Source organism: Bacillus sp. LR--39, assembly GCF_053613335.1.
Genome location: NZ_JBSIOT010000332.1, coordinates 1 through 1,063, shown reverse-complemented (window position 1 = coordinate 1,063; position 1,063 = coordinate 1). Strand labels below are relative to the sequence as shown.

Here is a 1,063-nt window from a genome sequence, read left to right as displayed (position 1 = left end):
GAAATGAACGTCACTGATACAGGGAAGTATTTTAACTCAGGTATCATGATTATTGATTTTGAGTCTTGGAGAAAGCAAAACATCACAGAAAAAGTCATCAACTTTATCAATGAACACCCAGACGAAGACTTTCTTGTGCTGCATGACCAAGATGCACTGAATGCGATCTTGTATGATCAGTGGTATGAACTTCATCCGCGCTGGAACGCTCAAACCTATATCATGTTAAAGCTGAAAACCCCATCGACTCTGTTAGGGCGGAAGCAATATAATGAAACGAGAGAAAACCCGGCAATCGTGCACTTCTGCGGCGGAGAAAAGCCTTGGAACTCCAATACAAAACATCCGTATCGCGATGAGTATTTCCATTACATGTCCTATACGAAGTGGAATACGATTGGGAATCCGGCGATCAACCAATAATACAGATATAAAAAAACGCTTTTGAGATGATCAAAAGCGTTTTTTGTTTGTCTCAGCGTGCGACTGACCGTTGGTAGAACCGCTGAATATGCATGGCGATGTAGCACAATTCTTTTTCAGGAAATTCAAAGCCGTATTCCTTCTTCACAAAGGTGCCGATGCTTAGGGCACACAGGAAGGCATCCTTAAACTTCTCTTTAATGATGTCGATCATTTCTGCGTCCAGCTCGTAAATGGATTCGCCTGCTTTGATATGCTGAATGGCAAAGCGGAGATGGGTCACAAGCCGTTCATAAGAGATGGTATCTTCAACGATATTAATAGACAGTTGAATTTCGATAATCTCGATAATATCACGAATCATTGTTGTAATATCAAGCGTTTGTGTCATATCGCCGGCATTGTTTCTTGCTGTGTGGATATGCATGGCGATATTGCCGATTTCATCATCAGGAATGTGAATCCCCAGTTTATCTTTAATCAGTGTTCTGGCCCATAAGCCGATCTGGAACTCCTTTGGATAAAGGACTTTGATTTCATTCAGCAGCGGATTTTTGATAACCATCCCATTGCTCAGGCGTTCAATCGCAAAAGAAAGATGGTCTGAAAAAGCGACATGAATGCGCTCGTTGATTTTGAT

At 41.7% G+C, this 1,063-nt stretch carries 2 protein-coding genes; one reads left to right on the top strand and one right to left on the bottom strand.

The features are described from left to right. A partial coding sequence (locus tag ACWHAR_RS22975; protein ID WP_452087934.1) for a glycosyltransferase family 8 protein occupies positions 1 to 423 on the top strand: 423 nt, incomplete at its 5' end. Between the two features lie 52 nt (positions 424 to 475). Here ACWHAR_RS22975 and sacY read toward each other — a convergent pair. Then, a partial coding sequence (gene sacY, locus ACWHAR_RS22970) for a transcription antiterminator SacY (RefSeq protein ID WP_452087933.1) occupies positions 476 to 1,063 on the bottom strand: 588 nt, incomplete at its 5' end.